13 protein-coding genes are annotated in these 16,079 nt (G+C 71.6%); 8 read left to right on the top strand and 5 right to left on the bottom strand.

All coding sequences use genetic code 11. The features are described 5' to 3' along the window. Positions 1–77 precede the first annotated feature (77 nt). Positions 78–830 carry a sugar isomerase domain-containing protein gene (locus tag ACP15J_RS03815; protein WP_424935386.1) on the bottom strand — a complete coding sequence of 251 codons (753 nt, stop codon included), beginning with the start codon at positions 828–830 and terminating at the stop codon, positions 78–80. Then, on the bottom strand, positions 830–1,780 hold the full coding sequence (locus ACP15J_RS03810) for a MurR/RpiR family transcriptional regulator (RefSeq protein WP_424935387.1): 951 nt from the start codon (positions 1,778–1,780) through the stop codon (positions 830–832). Before ACP15J_RS03810 ends, ACP15J_RS03815 begins: the two co-directional genes overlap by 1 nt. A 113-nt stretch (positions 1,781–1,893) precedes the next feature. Between ACP15J_RS03810 and ACP15J_RS03805 the strand changes: the two genes are divergently transcribed. Genes ACP15J_RS03805 through ACP15J_RS03795 form a run of 3 tightly spaced genes read left to right on the top strand, consistent with a single transcriptional unit; the run spans position 1,894 to position 5,483 of the window. Beyond that, a complete protein-coding gene (locus ACP15J_RS03805; RefSeq protein WP_424935388.1) occupies positions 1,894–2,937 on the top strand; it encodes an N-acetylglucosamine kinase in 1,044 nt (347 codons plus the stop codon). Between the two features lie 12 nt (positions 2,938–2,949). After that, a complete protein-coding gene (gene argS, locus ACP15J_RS03800; protein ID WP_424935389.1) occupies positions 2,950–4,617 on the top strand; it encodes an arginine--tRNA ligase in 1,668 nt (555 codons plus the stop codon). Between the two features lie 5 nt (positions 4,618–4,622). Then, positions 4,623–5,483 (top strand): DUF2993 domain-containing protein, encoded by an 861-nt coding sequence (locus ACP15J_RS03795; RefSeq protein WP_424935390.1) that lies wholly within the window; start codon positions 4,623–4,625, stop codon positions 5,481–5,483. Positions 5,484–5,497: 14 nt separating this feature from the next. Here ACP15J_RS03795 and ACP15J_RS03790 read toward each other — a convergent pair whose 3' ends face one another. Then, complete coding sequence (locus ACP15J_RS03790; RefSeq protein ID WP_424935391.1) at positions 5,498–6,529, bottom strand: YihY/virulence factor BrkB family protein; 1,032 nt, start codon at positions 6,527–6,529, stop codon at positions 5,498–5,500. Between the two features lie 160 nt (positions 6,530–6,689). On the opposite strand from ACP15J_RS03790, the gene lysA reads away from it, so the two are divergent. The 5 genes from lysA to prfA all read left to right on the top strand — a co-directional run bounded on the left by lysA (position 6,690) and on the right by prfA (position 13,637). Further along, complete coding sequence (lysA, locus tag ACP15J_RS03785) at positions 6,690–8,153, top strand: diaminopimelate decarboxylase (protein WP_424935392.1); 1,464 nt, start codon at positions 6,690–6,692, stop codon at positions 8,151–8,153. Further along, a complete protein-coding gene (locus tag ACP15J_RS03780) occupies positions 8,150–9,454 on the top strand; it encodes a homoserine dehydrogenase (RefSeq protein WP_424935393.1) in 1,305 nt (434 codons plus the stop codon). Before lysA ends, ACP15J_RS03780 begins: the two co-directional genes overlap by 4 nt. Before the next feature lies 1 nt (position 9,455). After that, entirely contained in the window at positions 9,456–10,421 is a 966-nt protein-coding gene (gene thrB / locus ACP15J_RS03775; protein ID WP_424935394.1) for a homoserine kinase, read from the top strand. Positions 10,422–10,588: 167 nt separating this feature from the next. Next, positions 10,589–12,541 carry a transcription termination factor Rho gene (gene rho / locus ACP15J_RS03770; protein ID WP_424980839.1) on the top strand — a complete coding sequence of 651 codons (1,953 nt, stop codon included), beginning with the start codon at positions 10,589–10,591 and terminating at the stop codon, positions 12,539–12,541. A gap of 16 nt (positions 12,542–12,557) precedes the next feature. Then, positions 12,558–13,637 carry a peptide chain release factor 1 gene (gene prfA / locus ACP15J_RS03765; RefSeq protein ID WP_424935395.1) on the top strand — a complete coding sequence of 360 codons (1,080 nt, stop codon included), beginning with the start codon at positions 12,558–12,560 and terminating at the stop codon, positions 13,635–13,637. A gap of 63 nt (positions 13,638–13,700) precedes the next feature. Here the strand turns inward: prfA and ACP15J_RS03760 are convergent, their stop codons facing one another. After that, positions 13,701–14,354 (bottom strand): response regulator, encoded by a 654-nt coding sequence (locus tag ACP15J_RS03760; protein WP_424935396.1) that lies wholly within the window; start codon positions 14,352–14,354, stop codon positions 13,701–13,703. Beyond that, positions 14,351–16,030 carry a sensor histidine kinase gene (locus tag ACP15J_RS03755; RefSeq protein WP_424935397.1) on the bottom strand — a complete coding sequence of 560 codons (1,680 nt, stop codon included), beginning with the start codon at positions 16,028–16,030 and terminating at the stop codon, positions 14,351–14,353. The genes ACP15J_RS03760 and ACP15J_RS03755 overlap by 4 nt, the downstream gene beginning before the upstream one ends. Positions 16,031–16,079 lie beyond the last annotated feature (49 nt).

Genomic DNA, 16,079 nt, shown 5'->3' with positions numbered 1-16,079 from the left:
CGTGTGGATTGCGGGTGACTTTCTCGTGCATTTCAGGGGTGGATGGGATATCGGGATGGGGAGGAAGGACCGTCGCGTCAGGCGCCGCGGCGGATCCGGTCTCGGTAGCGGTCCTCGAGAGCCGAGTTGTGCTCGTCGCCCCCGGGGATGTTGGCCGAGATGTAGAGGGGAGGGACCTCGCCGCCGTCGGCGATGGAGCGGGAGACGCCCAGGGTGAGCAGCTGCGCGATGAAGGCGGCCGTGATCGAGGAGATCGCCCCGACGCCGATGCCGTTCGCGATCTCCAGCGTGGAGTCGCCGTAGGGGGCGAGGTTGTCGATCACGACGTCGGCGATCTCGCTGAGCCGCTTCCCGCTCGGGTGCTTGGGCTCGACGCGGGAGGTGTGATCGAGGCTCGTGACCGCGATCACCGGGTGGCCGTGTTCCTTCGCCCAGAGGGCGACGCCGACGATCGAGCCGTTGACGCCCGAGTTCGAGGCGATGACGAACGCGTCGGCCGGGTTCACGGGTGTCGCCGCCATCAGCTCCTCGACGACCCAGGGCTCCCGCTCCAGGGATCCGGTGAGCACCTCCGCGGGCCGGCTTCCATGGAGCACGATGTCCCGCAGGGCGATCCGGTTGGTCGGGATCAGGCCGCCGGCGCGCCCCGCGATCTCCATCGCGAACGCCTCGGAGTGGCCGGTCCCGAACGCCTGGACGACGCCGCCCGCGCGGATCGCCTCGGTCAGGAGGACGATCGCCCCGTCGTAGTCGCCGGCCTCCGCACGGGCGGTCAGACGTTCGAGGCGGGTCTGTGCCTCGCGGAGCAGGTCGGATGGGCTGGCGGTCATCAGGAGGCCTCCTTGGGGTGGGGGGTGGGACGGCGCGAGGAGCGGAGCGGAGGGCGGCCGGAGCGGCGGTGTCCCGAGACCGCCATCGCGCTCGCGGCGAGGCGACCTGCCGCCTCGCCGAAGGTGTGCTGGGCGACCAGGAGGTAGAGGAGGTCGATCACCAGGAGCTGGGAGTGCTTGACCGAGAGGTCGTCGGGGCGCAGGTAGGGACTCGCGGCCGCGGTGGTCAGCGCGACGTCGGCGACCGAGGCGAGCCAGGACTCGGCGTCGTGCGAGAGGGCGACCGTGAAGGCGCCTGAGGCGCTGGCCTGGGAGAGCATCTGGATCGTCTCGTCGGTGCGTCCGGTGTTGGAGATGCCGATCGCGACGGAGTCGGCGTCCTGGAGGACGGCGCTCGTGAGTCCTTCGTGCACGTCGGACCAGGAGTGGGCGTTCACGCCGATCCGGTAGAGCCGGCCCTGGAACTCGTCGGCGATCACGCTGCTGCCGCCGACGCCGTAGATGTCGACGTGTCGGCTGTTCGCGATCGCCCTGGCGACCCTCTCCACCTCGCGGAGATCCAGCCATGCGGTGGTCGTCTCGAGGCTGCGGATGTGCAGCGAGAGGAGGGTGCGCAGCACCCGGTCGGGGGAGTCGTCCGGGCCGAACTCGTGGCCGATGTCGGCCTGCCAGGTGGTGTCGGCGTCACCGCGTCCGGACTCGGATGCGACGCCGACCCGGAACTGCGTGTAGCCATCGAACCCGATCGCCCGGCAGAAGCGGGTGACGGTGGCCGGGGAGGTGCCGGCACGGTCGGCGAGCTCGGTGATGGTCAGTTCGACCGGCGCCGTGGGATGCTCGCTGATGACGTCGGCGATCTTGGACATCGCGGCGGGCATGGCGGAGCGATGCAGCGCGATGCGCTGCGCGATTGTCGGTGCGTTGCCGACGACGTTGCTCCGTGGCACCATTGCCTCCGATGAAAATGTCTCGCGAGCTTCGATGCTCGAGTGAAAAGCATTCTCATCCGATTTCGATCGCACGTCAATAGTCCGATCACACGTCGACGAGGACAGGGCAGGGGATGGGGCGAGAAACGCTGATTCTGGGAGTGGACGCCGGCGGCACCTCGACGAGAGCGGTGCTCTCGCACGCCGACGGCACGGCGGTCGGCTACGGCGCGGCGGGCAGCGGGAACCCGATCTCCGTCGGCCGTGACGGTGCCGTGCGTGGCGTCAGGGCCGCCGTGGCCGACGCGCTCGCGCAGGCCGGCGCCCTGATCGAGGACGTGTCGCTCCTTGTCGCGGCCATGGCGGGCAACGACGCGAACGGGCCAGGCGGATGGCTGGGCGACCCGCTCGCTGCCGACGGTTTCCACGGACGCCTCGCCTTCGACTCGGATCTCCTCGCGATGTACTTCAGCGGCACCGTCTCGGAGGCCGGCTACGGCGTCGTCTGCGGGACGGGAGCGAGCGTGATCCGGATCGAGGGCGGACGCACCGTCGCCACCGCAGACGGACTGGGCTGGCTTCTCGGCGACCGAGGGAGCGGCTTCTGGATCGGTCACCGCGCGGCCAGAGCCGTCGTCGAGGACCTGGACGGCACGGGCGCGGCGACGACGATCACCGACGCCGTGCTCACGCGGCTCGGCGTCGACCCCGGCAGGGAGCCGGACAGCCCGAACGGGCGACGGCGAGAGCTGGAGGCGGTCATCCGTGCCTTCTACGCCGCGCGCCCGATCGAGCTCGCGGGTCTGGCCCCTCTCGTCTTCGATGCGGCCGAGGGCGGCGACGCGGTCGCCGACGGCGTCCTGCGCGGCGCGGGCGCGGAGCTCGTGCGCACCTTCGCCGCCGTCCACACGGTCCCTGGCCCGGTCGTCGTGGGCGGGAGCATCCTCGCTCGTCCCGGTCCCGCGCAGCGGGTCTTCGCCGACGGCGTCGCCCGCATCGGTGCGGGAGGCGAGATCATCCGGGTCTCCGACGGCGCGGTCGGCGCGGCCTTCCTCGCCCTGCGGCATGCGGGGGAGGGCCCCGGCGCCGCCGAGCGCGATCGGCTTGCCGATACCATCGCGCGGCGCAAGGTCGAGCGCGGCGTGGACGGCACAGGGAACGCCCGCCCGCACGCCTAGAATTGGTGCTCTATGAGCCCTGAATCCCTTGCCGAAGCCGTCCTCGCCGTCCTGGACCCGATCGCGGCGGAGCGACGACCCGGCGAGCCGCTGGAGATCGCCGTCGCGGACATCGTGCTGGACCGGCCGCGCAACCGCGAGCACGGCGACTGGGCGACCAACGTCGCGATGCGGCTCGCCAAGCCCCTCGGCGTCGCCCCGCGGGAGCTCGCACAGCAGATCGCCGACGGACTCGTCCACGCGGACGGCGTCGCCGGGGTCGAGGTCGCGGGACCGGGGTTCATCAACATCCGCCTGCAGGCGGGGGCCGCGGGCTCCCTTGCCCGCGCCATCGTCGAGGCCGGCGATGCATACGGGCGCAACGACTCCCAAGCCGGGCGCTCGATCAACGTCGAGTTCGTGAGCGCCAACCCCACCGGGCCGCTGCACATCGGCCACACGCGCTGGGCGGCGCTCGGCGACGCGATCGCCCGTCTTCTCGACGCCTCGGGAGCGCGGGTCGCCAGGGAGTTCTACATCAACGACGCAGGCGTGCAGATGGAGCGCTTCGCCCGGTCCGTGCTCGCCGCGGCGAAGGGCGAGCCGACCCCCGAGGGGGGGTACGCGGGGAGCTACATCGGCGACATCGCCCGGCGGGTGCTGGCTGAGCGCCCCGACCTGCTCGATCTCCCCGAGGCGGAGCAGGTCGTCGTGGCGAGGGAGCTCGCCTACTCCTCTCAGCTCGCGGAGCAGCAGGAGTCGCTCGCGGCGTTCAACGTCGACTTCGACGTCTGGTTCTCCGAGCGGGTCCTGCACGCCGAAAGCGAGGACGGGGGACCGAGCCTGGTCGATCGGGCCGTGGACCGGCTCCGTGCGCAGGGACACGTCTTCGAGCAGGACGACGCGGTCTGGGTGCGCACCACCGATTTCGGCGACGACAAGGACCGGGTGATCCGCCGCTCGAACGGCGAGTACACCTACTTCGCTGCCGACGCCGCGTACTACCTCGACAAGGGCGACCGCGGCTTCGAGCACAAGATCTACCTGCTCGGCGCGGACCACCACGGCTATGTGCACCGCCTCAAGGCGCTCGCCGGGGCGGCGGGCGACGACCCCGAGAAGGACATCGAGGTGCTCATCGGTCAGCTCGTCTCGGTGGGCGGGGCCAGGCTCAGCAAGCGTGCGGGCAACATCATCGAGATGGACGATCTGCGCGAATGGCTCGGCACCGATGCGCTGCGCTATTCGTTGGAGCGCTATCCGGCCGACTCCCCGCTCTCCCTCGACCCCGAGCTGCTGCAGAAGCGGACGAACGACAATCCCGTCTTCTACGTGCAGTACGCGCATGCCAGGACCCACAACGTCGCGCGCAACGCCGCGGACTCCGGCGTGGACAGGTCCGAGTTCGTGCCGGAGCTGCTCACGCACGAGACCGAGGCCGCGCTGCTCGGGGCGTTGCAGGAGTTCCCCCGGATCGTCGGCTTCGCCGCGGCCGTGCGCGAGCCGCATCGCATCGCCCGCTACCTCGAGGAGCTCGCGGGCCTCTACCACCGCTGGTACGACAACTGCCGCGTGATCCCGCAGGGCGACGCGCCCGTCGAGACCGTCCACCGGACCCGCCTGTGGCTCAACGACGCGACAGGACAGGTGCTGCGCAACGGCCTGCGTCTGCTCGGCGTGTCCGCCCCCGAACGGATGTGATGACCATGAGCGATGGCGGCGAGGGGAACACCGAGCCCTATCCGCGGGACCTCGGCACACGCTATCCGACGCCCACAGGCCCGCTGCCGGCGTTGTCGCCGTCGGAGGAGATCGTCATCCGGCGTCGTCCGAGATGGCCGTGGCTCACGGCGGGAGCGATCATCCTGGTCGCGGCGCTCGCCGTCGGCGGCGAGTTCGTCGCGCGCGGGCTCGTGGCGTCCTCGGTCCGCGAGCGGGTGATCACCGCGCTCGACCTTCCGGCCGATCAGCAGCTCGACGTGCAGACCTCCGGCGTCGTTCTGCTACAGCTGATCGGCGGACGCCTGGACAGCCTGCACCTCTCCTCGGATCGGGTCGCACTGGGCCCGCTCGCGGGCGCGGCCGCGGTGGACCTCAAGGGCGTGCCGCTCCACGGCGGAGAGATGGAAGAGGCGCGGGGAGCCCTCCGCCTCACCGCCGCGCAGTTCGCGGACGTCGCGAAGACCACAGGGCTCCCGATCCATGATGTCGCGCTCTCCCCGCCCGACCTCACTGCGACGGGCGAGGTCTCGATGCTCGGCGTGAAGGTCCCGCTGTCGGCGACCATCACCCCCGGTGCGGAGGGCGGCCAGCTCACCCTCAAACCCGTGTCAGCGAGGATCGGGAGCCTTCAGCTCGATGCCGACGCCATCCGGTCACGGTTCGGATCCGTGGCAGACGGACTGGTCAGGACGCAGCGGATCTGCATCGCAGACCGTATCCCCGCCGGCCTCCGCCTGGCCGCGGTCGAGGTGACCGCGGATGCCGTCGTGGTCGGCATCGAGGCAGACGGCGCGATCGGGATGGATCCCGCCCTGCGGGAGAAGGGCACCTGCCCGAAGACCTAGGCGCGTCGATGCGCTCAGGTCTTCGCACGCTCCTCCTGCACGACCGCGCGAGCTGCCTCGCGCTCCGCCTCGGCCGCGGCGAGCGCACGGTCGGCGCGTTCCAGCCGTCGTTCGGCGAACGTCCGCGGAGCGCGGCTGCCGTCGTCCGCGGCGTCCTCCGTCGCGGTGACGATGTAGGCCCCGGCGTAGAGGATCACCTGGGCTGAGAGGTTGAGCCACAGCAGCAGCGCGATCAAGGCGGCGAAGGAGGCCAGGAGAGGATTCGCCCGGGCGCCGCCGACGAAGAGGCTCGAGAGCTGCTGGAGCACGACCAGCCCGGCGCCGCCGAGGAGCGCGCCGGGCCACAGAGCGCGCGCGGGGGCGCGGATACCGGCGAGCACGGCGAACAGCGCGACGATGAGGAGAGTGTCGAGGGCGAAGACGACAGCGAGGTCGAGGATCCGCTCGGCCCAGGACGCAGCCTCGCCGTCGCCGGCTCCGAAGAGGCCCATCAGGGCACGGATCCCGGCGGTCCCGGAGAAGGTCACGAACGTGGTGACGACGAAGGACAGGCCGATCCCCACAGCGAGCGCGAGGTTGCGCAGGACGACCCACAGCCAGAAGACGTCGTCGGCGATCGTCCCGGCGAGGGCGCGCAACGCCGTCCGCAGCGCGCCGATCGCGCCGATCGCCGCACCCACAAGGGCGATGAGCGAGGCGGCACCGGCGACGGACAGCTCGACGGGGGCGGTGATCCTGGCGGGGTCGACGATCCCGTCCTCGCCGACGAGCCCGGGTATGGCGGTGCTCACGGTGCGGACCAGCGCCTCGAACGCCCCGGGGTTGCCGGACAGCCAGAGCGTCGCGGCGGAGAACCCGAGCAGCACGGCGGCGAAGACGCTGAACAGCGCGCGATAGGTGATGCTGTCGGCGAGGGTGGGGCCGCGTCGTTCGAGGTAGAGGAGGGCGGCGCGGGCGATCCGCTTCTCCAGCATCCAGGCGATGGTCGCCGAGACGGCGCGGGCGATCGGCGTGTCCGCGGCGCCTGGTCTTCCGTTCTCGTCCATGCCACGAGCGTACGACGCGTCGGCGGGCGTCCGAAGCGGCTCGGCAGGTGCCCTAGAATTCTGGGAAATCGGCATCATCTGTGCCGGACCGTCTGCGTCAGCACCCGCCCCGATCGGGCGGCTGGGTGAGGCGGTGCATGTTCCCGACGATTGGCGTCCCGTGGTCTCCGCCCTGCCCGATGAACCGCTCGCCCCGGACTGGCTTCCTGTCCCCGAGGATGCGAACGCGCTGCCGGAAGCGATCTGGCCCGCCTCTGCCGAGCGCGGCGATGACGGTGCCCTGCGCCTTGCGGGCGTGTCGGTCGCGACGTTGCGGGAGAGGTTCGGGACGCCGCTGTACATCCTCGACGAGGACGAGGTGCGCGGGCACGCGCGCCGCATCCTCGTCGCCTTCTCCGCTGCGGCCGCCGATCACGGCACGACCGCCCGGGTCTATTACGCCGGGAAGGCGTTCCTCAGCGCGGAGGTCGCGCGCTGGGTGACGGAGGAAGGCCTGGGCGTCGACGTGTGCAGCCGGGGCGAGCTCGAGCTGGCGCTGGCCGCGGGCGTCGGGCCGGCGAGGATCGGCTTCCACGGCAACAACAAGCGCGTCTCCGAGCTCGAGCGTGCGGTCACGACGGGGGTCGGCACGATCGTCGTCGACAGTCTCGTCGAGATCGAGCGCCTCGGGGCGATCGCTGAGCGCGTCGGGCGGACCCAGCCGGTGCTGCTGCGGGTGAACAGCGGCGTCCACGCCGAGACCCACGACTTCCTCGCCACGGCGCACGAGGACCAGAAGTTCGGCCTCCCTCTGGAGGAGGCTCCCGCGGCCGCGGCGCGGATCCGCGAGCTTCCGGGCCTCTCGCTTCTCGGTCTGCACTGCCACATCGGGTCGCAGATCTTCGGTTCGGCGGGCTTCGCGGAGTCGGCCTCCCGGGTGGTCGATCTCCATGCGCGGCTCCTCACGGACGGAGACCTCCCGCTGCTGAACCTCGGCGGGGGCTTCGGCATCGCCTACACGGTCGCCGACGATCCGACCCCGATCGAGGAGCTCTCCGCCGCGATCGTCGACGCGGTGGCGCGCGAGTGCGAGGTCCGCGGCATCGCCGTCCCCGAGCTCGCGTTCGAGCCCGGCCGATCGGTGATCGGTCAGGCGGGGGTCACCCTCTACGAGATCGGCACGACCAAGCCGGTCGCGCTCGGCGAGCGGGGAAGCCGTCTGTATGTGAGCGTCGACGGCGGGATGAGCGACAACGCGCGGCCCGCCCTCTACGGTGCGCAGTACTCCGCACGCATCGCCTCCCGTGAGGCCGGCGGGGAGCCCGTGCTCGTCCGCGTCGTCGGCTCGCACTGCGAGTCCGGCGACGTCGTGGTCGACCACGAGTATCTCCCTGGCGACGTCGCGCCGGGCGATCTCCTCGCCGTGCCCGCCACCGGCGCCTACTGCCATGCTCTGGCGAGCAACTACAACCACACGCCCCGCCCCGCCGTCGTCGCCGTCCGCGGAGGAGAGGCGCGCGTCATCGTGCGGGGCGAGACGATCGACGATCTCCTCGGGCGCGACGCCGGGCTCGCCGTACCGGCTCCGCGCGCGACGACGAAAGACCACGAGACCGGCCGTCGGGCCGGAGAAGGAGAAGCATGACGGAGCACCGCACCCTCCGCGTCGCCCTGCTGGGCGCCGGATCCGTCGGGTCCCAGGTCGCCCGGCTCCTGCTCGCGCACGCCGACGACCTCGCCGAGCGCAGCGGCGCACGGCTCGAGCTCGCCGGCATCCTCGTCCGCGACCCGGACGCGCCGCGGGACGCCGAGCTCCCGCGGGAGCTGCTCACCACCGACGCGGAGGCGCTGATCCTGGGCGCGGACATCGTGATCGAGCTCATGGGCGGTATCGAGCCGGCGCGCACGCACGTGCTCGCCGCGATCCGCTCCGGCGCTGATGTCGTGACGGGGAACAAGGCCCTCCTCGCCACCCATGGCGCGGAGATCTTCGAGGCCGCCGACCAGGTCGGCGCGTCGGTGTCCTACGAGGCGGCGGTCGCCGCGGCCATCCCGATCATCCGTCCGCTGCGGGACTCGCTCGCCGGCGACCGGATCGTGCGCATCTTCGGCATCGTCAACGGAAGCACGAACTTCATCCTCGACAGCATGGATCGTGAGGGGCTCTCGTTCGAGGAGGCCCAGCGGATCGCCACCGAGCTCGGCTACCTCGAAGCCGATCCCACGCTCGACCTCGAGGGCTACGACGCGGCACAGAAGGCGGCGATCCTCGCCAGTCTCGCGTTCCACACGCAGGTCTCCTTCGAGGACGTCCACCGCGAGGGAATCGAGGCGATGACCGCCGACATGATCGCCGACGCCCGTCGGGCCGGCTACGTGATCAAGCTCCTCGCGGTGTGCGAGCGGCTCGGCGGCGCGGAGGGCGACGAGATCTCGGTGCGCGTGTACCCGGCGCTGATCGACCGCGACCACCCCCTGGCCTCTGTCCACGGCGGCAACAACGCGGTCTTCGTCGAGGCGGAGGCTGCCGGCCCGCTGATGTTCTACGGCGCGGGCGCCGGCGGTGTGCAGACCGCCTCCGCCGTGCTGGGCGACGTGGTCTCGGCCGCCCGGCGGCACATCGCCGGTGGCGTCGGCGTGGGGGAGTCGGCCAGGCAGAGCCTGTCGATCGCACCGATCGGACGGATCACCACCCGCTACCAGATCACGCTGGAGGTCGAGGACCAGCCAGGGGTCCTGGCCACCGTGGCCGGCATCCTGAGCGAGGAGCACGTCTCGGTCGCCACGGCCTTGCAGACCGTGGACACCGACGCGACCGCCACCGCGCGCCTCGTCATCGGCACCCACTCCGCCACCGAGCAGGCGCTCAGCGGGACGGTCGCGCGGCTGGCGGAGAGTCCCGTGGTGACGCGGGTCGTGTCGGTGCTGCGGGTCGAGGGGGAGTGACATGAGCGGAACCCCTTCCGTGACCGCTCCTCGCGCCGGCAGGTCGGTCCGCGTCCGTGTGCCGGCGACGAGTGCGAACCTCGGCCCCGGCTTCGACACGCTCGGCCTCGCCCTCAGCATGTACGACGAGCTGGAGGTCACGGTCCTTGATCGGCCTGACGTCGAGGTGGAAGTGAGCGGAACGGGCGCGGCGGAGATCGCGCGCGACGAGAGCAATCTCGTCGTCCGCTCGATCGCCCATGTGTTCGCGGACGTCGGAGCTGCTCTGCCCGGGATCCGGCTGGACGCGCGCAACGGCGTGCCGCACGGTCGTGGCCTGGGCTCGTCCGGTGCCGCCGTGGCGGCGGGCGTGCTCGCGGCGAAGGGACTGCTCGAGGGCATCGCCGAGCTCGACGACGATGCGCTGCTGCGTCTGGCGACCGAGCTGGAGGGACACCCGGACAACGTGGCCCCCGCTCTCTTCGGCGGCCTCACGATCGCCTGGATGGGCACCGAAGGGCCCCGGCACAAGAAGCTCCTCGTGCATCGCGGGGTGTCGCCGCTGGTGCTCGTCCCGGGATACACGATGTCGACCGAGGCTGCGCGAAGCCTGCAGCCGCAGCACGTCCCGAGCGAGGATGCCGTGTTCAACGTGTCGCGGTCGGCGTTGCTCGTCGCAGCCCTCACCCAGAGCCCCGACGTCTTGCTGGACGCCACGGACGACCGGTTGCACCAGGACTACCGCGCCCCGGCGATGCCGGAGACGAGCCGCCTCGTCCGGTCGTTGCGGGCCGCGGGCTTCGCCGCCGTCGTCTCCGGCGCCGGTCCCAGCGTGCTGGTGCTGTGCGACGGCCCCGGTCGTCGGCTGGACGCCGCCGCCGTGGCGGACACTGTCACGGACACACCCTGGGAACGGCGTATGGTGGCAGTGGACGTGCGGGGTGGTACGATGAGGACCAGAGCGGAGGGCACCTCGTCACGATCGTGACTCCGGCCCGAGACGCAATCTCTGCGTCACCCGTGCACCATCCGAACGGCTCGTCGAGCCGTGGTCACAAGCGCTGAGCAGCCGGTTCTGCGCAGGATGCCGTGCGGCCGCGCCCAGTCTCTGCTGTGCGCGACGCTCACCCCCCAGCGACTTATTGAGGAGCACTCGTGGAGACCATCTCCGAGACCCAGACCGATGCCCAGACGCCGTCGGAGACGGCCGCACCGGAGGCGGCCGAGACCGTCAAGGCCCCGGCCCGCAAGCGCGCGCCGCGCCGCGCGACCACCGCCTCGACCGCGGCGGCCAAGACCGAGGAGGCCGCGAACGCCGCCGCTCCGACCGCGGATGCCGCTGCGCCCGCCGAGACGGCTGCGCCTGCCGACGAGGCGCCCAAGGCCAAGGCTCCGCGTCGTTCGCGCGCCAAGAAGGCCGATGAGAGCGCGACCGAGGCCGCGTCATCCGTGGACGCGGCGCCGGCGGCAGACGCCGCGGCGGAGGCCGAGCCGGCGAAGAAGCCCGTTCGCGCCCGCAAGAGCCGGGCCGCCAAGGCCGAGGACGCGGCCGCTGACAGCCCGTCCGCGGACGCGGCGGAGACGCCGGGCGAGAAGCCCGCGACCGAGGAGAAGCCCGTCGCGGTCGGCGAGAAGAGCGGCGAGCGTGCCGACGAGGCGTCAGCGCCGGGCGACGCGTCGTCGGCGGAGAAGGCCGGGAAGCCGGAGAAGACCGAGGACGGCACGGACGGCGGCGACGAGCAGAGCGGCCGCGGCCGTGGTCGCAACCGCAGCCGCAATCGGAACCGGAATGGTGCGAACGGCGCCCAGGGCAACGGCGGCGAGCAGCCTTCCGCCGAGGACGAGAGCTCGTCCTCGCAGCGCCAGCGCCAGCGCAACAAGCGCCGAGGAAACAGCAACGGCGACGAGTTCGAGACCGAGATCGGCGAGGACGACGTCCTCATCCCGATCGCAGGCATCCTCGACGTGCTCGACAACTACGCGTTCGTGCGGACCACCGGGTACCTCTCCGGCCCGAGCGACGTGTACGTCTCGCTCGGCCAGGTGAAGAAGTACAACCTTCGCAAGGGCGACGCGATCGTCGGCGCGATCAAGCAGCCCAGAGAGGGCGAGCAGCAGGGTCGCCAGAAGTACAACGCGTTGGTGAAGGTCGACTCGATCAACGGTCTCTCGCCCGACGACGCGGGCACCCGCGTCGAGTTCAGCAAGCTCACCCCGCTCTACCCGCAGGAGCGGCTGCGTCTGGAGACGGCGCAGGAGAAGCTGACCCAACGCATCATCGACCTCGTCGCCCCGATCGGCAAGGGCCAGCGCGGCCTCATCGTGGCGCCCCCGAAGGCCGGCAAGACGATCGTGCTGCAGCAGATCGCGAACGCGATCGCGCAGAACAACCCCGAGGTGCACCTCATGGTCGTGCTCGTCGACGAGCGTCCCGAAGAGGTCACCGACATGCAGCGCACGGTCAAAGGCGAGGTCATCGCCTCGACGTTCGACCGCCCCGCGGAGGACCACACCACGGTCGCCGAGCTCGCGATCGAGCGCGCCAAGCGGCTCGTCGAGCTCGGCAGGGACGTGGTCGTCCTGCTCGACTCCATCACCCGTCTCGGACGCGCGTACAACGTCTCGGCCCCGGCGTCGGGCCGTGTGCTCACCGGAGGCGTCGACGCATCCGCCCTGTACCCGCCGAAGCGCTTCTTCGGCGCCGCCCGCAACATCGAGAACGGCGGCTCGCTGACGATCCTCGCCACGGCGCTGGTGGAGACCGGTTCCAAGATGGACGAGGTCATCTTCGAGGAGTTCAAGGGCACCGGAAACAGCGAGCTGCGTCTGTCCCGTCAGCTCGCCGACAAGCGGATCTTCCCCGCGGTCGACGTCAACGCGTCGAGCACCCGCCGCGAGGAGATGCTCCTCTCTCCGGACGAGGTGAAGATCACGTGGAAGCTCCGCCGTGCGCTGGCCGGCCTCGACCCGCAGCAGGCGCTCGAGGTCGTGCTCGGCAAGCTGAAGGAGACCCAGTCCAACGTCGAGTTCCTCGTGCAGATGCAGAAGTCGATCCCGGCGCCGCCGGCGACGGGCCACAGCCACGGGCACGAGAACAGCATCCGCTGACCCGTCGGCGCGCGACATGTTCGAGTCGGTCCAGGCCCTCGTCGAGGAGCACCGCGCCGTCGAGCGGGAGCTCTCGGATCCTGACCTGCACGCCGACGGCGCACGCGCCAAGAGGGTGAACCGCCGTTACGCGGAGCTCAGCAGGATCGTCAAGGCGCATGAGGACTGGGTGGCCGCGGGGGAGGACCTCGAGGCCGCTCAGGAGCTCGCCCGAGAGGACGAGGCGTTCGCCGAGGAGGTTCCCGCCCTGGAGGAGCGTCGGCAGGCCGCCCAGGAGCGCCTGCGGCGTCTGCTCATCCCGCGAGACCCCGATGACGCACGCGACGTGATCATGGAGATCAAGGCCGGCGAAGGCGGTGCCGAGAGCGCGCTGTTCGCCGCGGACCTGCTTCGCATGTACATGCAGTACGCCGCGTCCCGCGGGTGGAAGACCGAGCTCCTGGAGCGGACAGAGTCCGATCTCGGCGGGTACAAGGACGTCCAGGTCGCGATCAAGGGGACCTCCTCCGACCCCGCCCAGGGTGTCTGGGCGCACCTGAAGTACGAGGGCGGCGTGCACCGGGTGCAGCGAGTGCCCACCACCGAGTCCCAGGGGCGGATCCACACGTCCACGACCGGCGTGCTCGTCTTCCCCGAGGTCGATGAACCGGACGAGATCGAGATCAGCCCGAACGACCTGAAGATCGACGTCTTCCGTTCCTCGGGCCCCGGCGGCCAGTCGGTGAACACGACGGACTCGGCCGTGCGCATCACGCACGTCCCGACCGGGATCGTGGTGTCGATGCAGAACGAGAAGTCCCAGCTGCAGAACCGCGAGGCGGGAATGCGCGTGCTCCGTGCGCGGCTTCTGGCGAAGCAGCAGGAGGAGCTCGACGCGCAGGCCGCAGACGCCCGGCGCTCACAGATCCGCGGTATGGACCGATCGGAGCGCATCCGCACCTACAACTTCCCGGAGAACCGGATCGCGGACCACCGCACGGGTTTCAAGGCATACAACCTCGACCAGGTCATGGACGGCGCGCTCGATCCGATCATCGAGTCGGCGATCCACGCCGACGAGGAGGCGCGGCTGGCCGGTCTCGGCGCCGAGTCCTGACGGGGACGGGGCCTGGCCCGCCTCGTTGCCGTGGAGTCGCCACCCGTGTCGGTGACGGCGCCGTCAGGAGCGTATGGCGTAGCGGTGCTCGGGCCGCCCCGTCGCGCCGTAACGGAGTCTGACCTCGATCACGGCTCGCGTCGCGAGAGCCGCCAGGTGGCGCTGTGCGGTCGCCCGGGAGATCCCCACGCGCTCGCCGACCTCGGCCGCCGATGCCTCGCCGTCGCCGAGCGCCGCGAGCACCCGCTGCTCGGTGGCCGAGCGCGACAGCGACACCGGCTCTCCCGCGCTGTGCAGGATCGAGAGCGCGCGGTCCACGTCCTCCTGCCGGAGCGGTCGATCGCCGGAGAGCAGGTTGCGGAAGCGGGCGTAGCGGTCGAGGAGATCGGTCAGAGCCCGCTGCTCGAAGGGCTTCACAAGATAGGCCAGCGCCCCTGAGCGGAGCGCGCGCCGGACGGTCGGGGCGTCGTCCGCAGCTGAGACGAGGATCACGTCCACGCCCGCGTCCCGCGCCAGGGCGATCCCATCGCCGTCCGGAAGGTAGACGTCGGCGAGGAGGAGATCGGGGCGGGCGCTGCGGATCGCGGCCTGGGCCTCGGCGATCGTCCTCACCGGCTCCCGTGCGACGAAGCCGGGATGGCCGTCGACGGCCGCCTGGTGCAGCCGTCCCACCCGGAAATCGTCGTCCAGCACCAGCACACGGATCGGATTGGTCATGGGCTCTCCATCGGGTCGGGGCGGACCGGGTCCGTGCCAGGGCCGATGGGGGCGACGGCACCGCCGATCCGTGCGGCGAACACCGCGCCGCCGTGCAGGCCGCCGGGGTCGATGATCCAGAGGTCGCCACCGCTGCGACGGGCGATCTCCCGAGCGAGGGGAAGCCCGAGGCCGTGGCCGTGCACCGCGTCGACGACGTCGCGGTCTGCGCGGGCGGCGGACTCGTCGGCGGAGTGGTCACGGGGGAGTCCCGGCCCCGAGTCGGCGACGGTCAGGACGAGGGCGTCGTCGTCGTCGAGGACCGTCACCTCGGCCCATGACGGCGCGGAGCCGGCCACCGCGGCGCCGACGGCGTTGTCCACGAGGTTCCCCAGCACCGCGGCGACGTCCTCCGCCTCGCGGACGGTCCCGAGGATCTGGCTCTCCTCGCCGATGCGCAGAGCGACCCCTCGCTCTCCCGCCTCGATGCCCTTGGCGCCGAGGAACGAATGCAGGAACGGGTCGGAGACCCGGTCGATGCCGGGGATACGGAAGGCCACGGCGCCGCGCTCCACCATCTCGTCGAGGAAGGCCCGCGCCTCGGGCACGCGCGCGGCGTCGATGAGGCCGGCGGCGACGTGCATGCGGTTGGCGAACTCGTGCCGCTGCACGCGCAGGGCTGCGGTCATCGTACGGACGGTCTCAAGACGCTCGGACAGCGCGACCAGGTCCGTCCGGTCGCGGACGATGACGACCGTGCCGAGATCGCGTCCGTCGCGCTCGACGGGGCGGCTGTCCAGGTAAAGCACCCTGTCGCCCACGCGCACGCCCGCACGGGGCTCTGCGCCCGCCGCGGCGTCGTGCACCGCCGCAGGGAGGCCCAGCGAGGCCAGCGGGCGCCCGACGGGGGAGCGGAGCCCCAGCAGCCTCTCCGCCGCGTCGTTGCAGACGCGCACGATCCCGGCCTGGTCGATCGCGAGCACGCCTTCGCCGACGCCGTTGAGCACGGCGGTCTGGTTCTGCACCAGCGCGACCAGCTCCTCGGGCTGGACCCCGAGGGTCAGCCGCTCCCAGCGTCGGCGCAGGAGCAGAGAGGCGAGTGCCCCGAGGATGAGCGCGCCCGCTGCGGCGAGGCCGGCCGTGAGGAGGAGGGAGGGGAGGTTGTCGAACACGCCGGCGCGGGCGAAGCCGACGCTGACCTCGCCGACCGGGGTGCCCTCCTCGTCCCGCACCGGGACCTTCGCACGCGCCGACTCGCCGAGCGTGCCGTCGTTCCACTCGACCACCTCACGGCCGGCGAGCGCCTCCTGGTACGGAGTGCTCACCTCCTCGCCCAGACGGGCGGGATCGGGATGGGCCAGGCGGATCCCGTGATCGTCCGTGATCACGACGAACAGCGCCCCCGTGCGGCCGGCGACGGCGAGCGCGATCCGCTGGAGCTCACCGTCCCTGAGCCCGTCCGCACGTGGCGTCCCCGGATCCGCCGAGGCGATCGCGACCGCGGTCCGGACCTGAGGATCCTCGGCCAGGGTCCTGGCGATCCCGAGAGCCGAGGACTCCGCCTCCTCCCGCAGCTGCTGCACGGCGAGGAGCAGGTGGGCCCCCGTGCACAGCGCGACGACGAGGACGACCGTCCCCAGCTGCAGGAGCAGCGCGCGCGTCGCGAGACGCAGGCGTGTCCGATCCGATCCCGGCATCCCATCCCCTTGAGCAATATGCGCAGAACTCACGCTACGCGAAGAACCG

Origin of the sequence: Microbacterium sp. S308A+ (genome assembly GCF_049800815.1) — a bacterium.
GTDB lineage: Bacteria > Actinomycetota > Actinomycetes > Actinomycetales > Microbacteriaceae > Microbacterium.
This window is presented reverse-complemented; position numbering and strand designations above follow the sequence as displayed.

Coding starts and splice junctions, on each gene's coding strand:
- ACP15J_RS03760 (WP_424935396.1), bottom strand. CDS start 14,354: ATGACCAATCCGATCCGTGTGCTGGTGCTGGACGACGATTTCCGGGTG.
- argS (WP_424935389.1), top strand. CDS start 2,950: ATGAGCCCTGAATCCCTTGCCGAAGCCGTCCTCGCCGTCCTGGACCCG.
- thrB (WP_424935394.1), top strand. CDS start 9,456: ATGAGCGGAACCCCTTCCGTGACCGCTCCTCGCGCCGGCAGGTCGGTC.
- ACP15J_RS03790 (WP_424935391.1), bottom strand. CDS start 6,529: ATGGACGAGAACGGAAGACCAGGCGCCGCGGACACGCCGATCGCCCGC.
- ACP15J_RS03805 (WP_424935388.1), top strand. CDS start 1,894: ATGGGGCGAGAAACGCTGATTCTGGGAGTGGACGCCGGCGGCACCTCG.
- prfA (WP_424935395.1), top strand. CDS start 12,558: ATGTTCGAGTCGGTCCAGGCCCTCGTCGAGGAGCACCGCGCCGTCGAG.
- ACP15J_RS03795 (WP_424935390.1), top strand. CDS start 4,623: ATGAGCGATGGCGGCGAGGGGAACACCGAGCCCTATCCGCGGGACCTC.
- ACP15J_RS03815 (WP_424935386.1), bottom strand. CDS start 830: ATGACCGCCAGCCCATCCGACCTGCTCCGCGAGGCACAGACCCGCCTC.
- ACP15J_RS03780 (WP_424935393.1), top strand. CDS start 8,150: ATGACGGAGCACCGCACCCTCCGCGTCGCCCTGCTGGGCGCCGGATCC.
- ACP15J_RS03755 (WP_424935397.1), bottom strand. CDS start 16,030: ATGCCGGGATCGGATCGGACACGCCTGCGTCTCGCGACGCGCGCGCTG.
- ACP15J_RS03810 (WP_424935387.1), bottom strand. CDS start 1,780: ATGGTGCCACGGAGCAACGTCGTCGGCAACGCACCGACAATCGCGCAG.